Annotated in this window: 3 protein-coding genes and 2 pseudogenes; 2 read left to right on the top strand and 3 right to left on the bottom strand. The window is 62.6% G+C overall.

Annotated features, from left to right (window positions below; all coding sequences use genetic code 11):
• Positions 1 to 296, top strand: a pseudogene (locus JJ869_RS22440) (radical SAM protein); the annotation flags it as partial.
• 127 nt (positions 297 to 423) lie between these two features.
• Here the strand turns inward: JJ869_RS22440 and JJ869_RS22435 are convergent.
• The 3 genes and pseudogenes from JJ869_RS22435 to JJ869_RS22425 form a co-directional block, all read right to left on the bottom strand.
• Positions 424 to 681: an N-(5'-phosphoribosyl)anthranilate isomerase gene (locus JJ869_RS22435; protein WP_292271001.1), complete on the bottom strand. Its 258-nt coding sequence runs from the start codon at positions 679 to 681 to the stop codon at positions 424 to 426.
• Between the two features lie 50 nt (positions 682 to 731).
• On the bottom strand, positions 732 to 1,748 hold the full coding sequence (gene bmt / locus JJ869_RS22430; RefSeq protein WP_292271000.1) for a betaine--homocysteine S-methyltransferase: 1,017 nt from the start codon (positions 1,746 to 1,748) through the stop codon (positions 732 to 734).
• Positions 1,749 to 1,895: 147 nt separating this feature from the next.
• Positions 1,896 to 3,105 (bottom strand): annotated as a pseudogene (locus JJ869_RS22425) (bifunctional alpha/beta hydrolase/OsmC family protein).
• Between the two features lie 108 nt (positions 3,106 to 3,213).
• On the opposite strand from JJ869_RS22425, the gene JJ869_RS22420 reads away from it, so the two are divergent.
• Positions 3,214 to 4,086, top strand: coding sequence for an endonuclease/exonuclease/phosphatase family protein (locus tag JJ869_RS22420; RefSeq protein ID WP_292270997.1), 873 nt, complete (start codon positions 3,214 to 3,216; stop codon positions 4,084 to 4,086).
• Positions 4,087 to 4,098 lie beyond the last annotated feature (12 nt).

The following is a 4,098-nucleotide window of genomic DNA, read 5'->3' as shown; positions in this document are numbered from 1 at the left end:
GGGCGATGCTGCGCCTGCCGCTGGAGGTGGCCCCGCTGTGGGAGGCGTGGATGGACGAACATTACCCGGAAAGGAAATCCCGCATTCTGTCCAAGCTGAGGGAGATGCATGGTGGGAAGGTTTACGATTCCCAGTTCTTCAAGCGGGTACGGGGCGAAGGCGCCTACGCCGCGCTGATCGCGCAACGCTTTACGAAGGCACGAAGGCGGTTGGGACTCGATGGCGGCCTGCCGGAGCTCGACTGCGCCGCGTTCCAGCCCCCGCCCCGTGCAGGGGATCAGTTGAGCCTGTTCTGAGCTATCGCGGAAACCCTTCGAAGGGTTTCGCCAAGTCCTTCGCAGGATTTGGCCCCGGGAACCGCCTGTGATGCGCGCCAAAGCCTTCGAAGGCTTTGCCCCGTCTTTTCGAAAAGACGGCTTCGCCTCATTCGAACAGATGCACCGGTTCGGCATTGCAGAAAATGACAACCTGTCCGCCATTGACCACAGCGCGATACCCCCGGCGCTGCAATTCGCGCCTGAACCGATCCCAGCCCAGGATCCGTTCGATATCGCGGGCCTGTCGGCGTACGACTCCGCCTTTGGCCGCGGCCTGAGCGGAAAAGACATGGGCAATCCACTGATCCGGAGACAGTGTCGGGGGTGGACGACGGGGCGGGGTGGGGGCAAAGATGTCACGCATACCCCCTTTCTGGCCGAACGGTGGTTAATTTGACGTAAAGGACAGACCGATCAGGCGCGGCGGCGACCCCGCCGCTCGCGTTTTGGTGCGCCGCTCTGATCGCCGGTGCCGTCGCTGTCGGAACTGAAAGGGCCGATCTCGGCCACGATCTGCTCCAGTGTCGGCGCGTCGCCTTTTGGGGTGGTCTCCAAAGCCTCGCGCATGGCACGCAAATGGACCGGCATCGTGCCGCAGCACCCGCCGATGATCTTGGCCCCCGCATTGCGGGCAAGGATGGCATAGCGCGCCATCAGGTCCGGTGTGCCGTCGTAATGGATATGCCCATCGACATATTTCGGAATGCCCGCATTGCCCTTTGCGATGATCGCCCGCTGCGTTCCAGCGGAGGTAAAGCCAAGCACCGTGCGCAGAAGATCCGACGCGCCCGTGCCGCAATTGGCCCCAAAGGCCAGTGGCGGGTTGGGCAGGGTCTCGACCATCTCGGCCATGCCTTCCGAAGTCATGCCCATCATCGTGCGCCCGGCGGTGTCAAAGCTCATGGTGCCGCACCAAGGCACATCCGCCAGCGCAAAGGCCTCGGCGGCGGCGCGGAATTCTTCGGGGGCGCTGATGGTTTCGACCCACATCACGTCGGCGCCGCCTTCCTTGAGCCCCTCAGCCTGTTCGTGGAACATCTCAACCGCGCTGGCATGGGACAGCGTGCCGACGGGCTCCATAATCTCACCGGTTGGGCCAACGGAACCGGCTACGATCACGGTGCGACCGGCGCTATCCGCGATTTCACGTGCCAGTTCGGCCCCGATACGCGACAGTTCGCGCGCGCGGTGGCCGGCGTTGTGCAGTTTGAGACGGGAGGCGTTGCCACCGAAGGTGTTGGTCAGGAACAGGTCGCTGCCTGCGTCGACCGCACCGCGATAGAGCGCGCGGATGTTGTCGGGCTTGGTGTCGTTCCAGAATTCGGGTGGATCGCCGCTTTCCAGACCCATGTTGAACAGGTTGGTCCCGGTCGCGCCATCGGCCAGAAGCCAGTCGCGGGTGGACAGAAGATCGTGCAGAGGGTTGGACATGACAGGCCTGTCGGTCAGAAAGTTTGTCCCTGCCTGTCACACTTGGCCTCTTGAGACAAATTCATAATTCTCAAGACGATTATGAATGGGGCGCGATGCGATCCGTCGACGGATCGCCGGAAACGCGACGACGCGTTTCCGGCGCGTTCAGACCAGTTCGGTTTCGACCCGGCTGGACGCCTCCAACGTCTTGTGAACAGGGCATTTATCCGCGATTTCCAGCAGCTTCTGTCGTTGGTCCGGGCTCAGGTCGCCGGTCACGGTGATCCTGCGGCGAAAGAGGTCGATATTGGTGGCAACCGGTGTACTGGCATCCTGCGCATGCACCTTGTCGTGGCTCACATCGACCGTGACATGCTGCAGCGGCCAGCCCTTGCGCCGAGCGTACATCCGCAGCGTCATGGATGTACACGCGCCCAAGCCAGCAGCCAAAAGGCCATAAGGGGACGGCCCGCGATTGGTACCGCCATAGGCCAGGGGCTCGTCTGCCAACAGGTGATGCGGTCCGGCCTGAACATCCTGCAGGAACCCGGCAGCATCGGCTTCTGCCACGCGGACAATGCCTTCGGGTGCGCCAATGGGTGGGGCAGGCGGGGTCAGCTTCAAATAGCGTCCCGCCCAGGCTGCAATCACATCTGCGGCGTATTCCGCATCGCGCGCTTGAGTGACCAAATGATCGGCATCGTCCAGCGTGACAAAGCTCTTCGGGTGGTGCGCAGCGGCAAAGATGTTGGTGGCGTTCTCGATCCCGACCACCGCATCACGCGGCGCGTGCATCACCAGCAGCGCGGCCTTCAAGCCCTTGATCACCGGGCCAAGTTTCTGTGCTTTCACATCCTCGACAAAACCTTTGCCAATAGTGAAGGGGCGTCCACCCAGATCGACCGTCGCTTTGCCAGCGTTCTCGATATCCTCCAGCGCGTCCGAGAAGTTGTGCGTGACGTGTTCCGGATCATAGGGCGCACCGATGGTCACAACGGCCTTGATGCCTGCCATGTCACCTGCGGCCCGCAATACGGCTGCACCTCCAAGCGAATGGCCGATCAGCAGCGTCGGCGCCATGCCCCGCCCGGTCAGGTAGGCGGCAGCCGCATGCAGATCGTCCACGTTCGACGTGAAGGTCGTGTTGGCGAATTCGCCCTTGGAATGTCCCAGCCCGGTAAAGTCGAATCGCAGAACTGCGATCCCCATCGACGCCAGACGCGCGGCGATCCGCCGGGCTGCCGGAATGTCCTTGGAACAGGTGAAGCAATGCGCAAAAAGGGCGGTGGCCAGGTGTGGCCCGTCAGGCAGATCAAGCTCGTGCTGACAGAGTGTCTCCGGAATGGCCGGGAAAGGTGATGCGTTCGGTGGTCATATTCAGTGTCCTTGGGGCCGGGGCAGGGCAGCCCTTTGGCATTTCGTATGAACCAAGAGTGTCGGGTGTGTCTTCCCTGCGCAAGCATTGTGTCGGGAGCGTCACAGGATGGTGAGAGCCAGACAAGCGATGGTGAGCATTGTTGCAGCTTTGCTGGGCGCCGCCTTCTTCGGCGGTTTCGCGGGCGCAGTGCATCCGTTGGGCGACAGTCTGGCGGTGTTCCGCCTGCCAATCGCAGTGGCGTTTGCCCTGTGGGTGATCTGGTCGCCTTGGCCCGCTTGGATCCGGTGGAGCATTGCTGTGCTCTGCCTTGCGGCGATGGGGCAGATCGTGGCGCAGAAATACGTGTCACACCCGGACGGGCCGATCACGATCTACCAAAAGAACCTGCTGTTCCAGAACGATCAGGTCGACGCGCTTGCGGCTGACATCCGGGCCATGCGCCCCGACATCGTAACGCTGCAGGAACTTACCTCGCGCAACGCCGCCCTCGTGCGCGATCTGCGGGCCGAGTACCCCTATCAGGCCAGTTGTGCGCTGGTGGAATGGGCGCAGGTCGCGATCCTGTCCCGCTGGCCGGTCGAGGGCGAGATTTGCATAGAGGGCGACGCTTTGGTCGGCGTTCAGGTCGTTGCTCCTCGGGGCACATTCTGGGCGTTCAGCCTGCATCTGTCATGGCCTTGGCCTTTTGATCAGGCCGACCATCTGGAGCGTCTTTTGCCGGTCTTTCATGATCTGGACGGACCCGTCGTTATCGCGGGCGATTTCAACATGGTGCCATGGTCGTTTGCCCTGCGCTCCATCGAACGCAGTATCGGCGCGACACGGGCCGGGCCGCTGTTTCCGACATTGACCAAGAAGGCTGCACCCTTGCCGATCGACCATGTCTACGCACCGGGTGGGGGGCAGGCGTCCCCGAGGCCCTTGCTTGGGTCAGACCACAGCGGCGTCTTGGCCAAGGTGTTCGTGTTCGAGCCCTAAGGCGTCACTCCC

It is taken from the genome of Marivita sp. (assembly GCF_017643905.1).
Classification (GTDB): Bacteria; Pseudomonadota; Alphaproteobacteria; order Rhodobacterales; family Rhodobacteraceae; genus Marivita.
This window is presented reverse-complemented; position numbering and strand designations above follow the sequence as displayed.

Coding starts and splice junctions, on each gene's coding strand:
- bmt (WP_292271000.1), bottom strand. CDS start 1,748: ATGTCCAACCCTCTGCACGATCTTCTGTCCACCCGCGACTGGCTTCTG.
- JJ869_RS22420 (WP_292270997.1), top strand. CDS start 3,214: ATGGTGAGAGCCAGACAAGCGATGGTGAGCATTGTTGCAGCTTTGCTG.
- JJ869_RS22435 (WP_292271001.1), bottom strand. CDS start 681: ATGCGTGACATCTTTGCCCCCACCCCGCCCCGTCGTCCACCCCCGACA.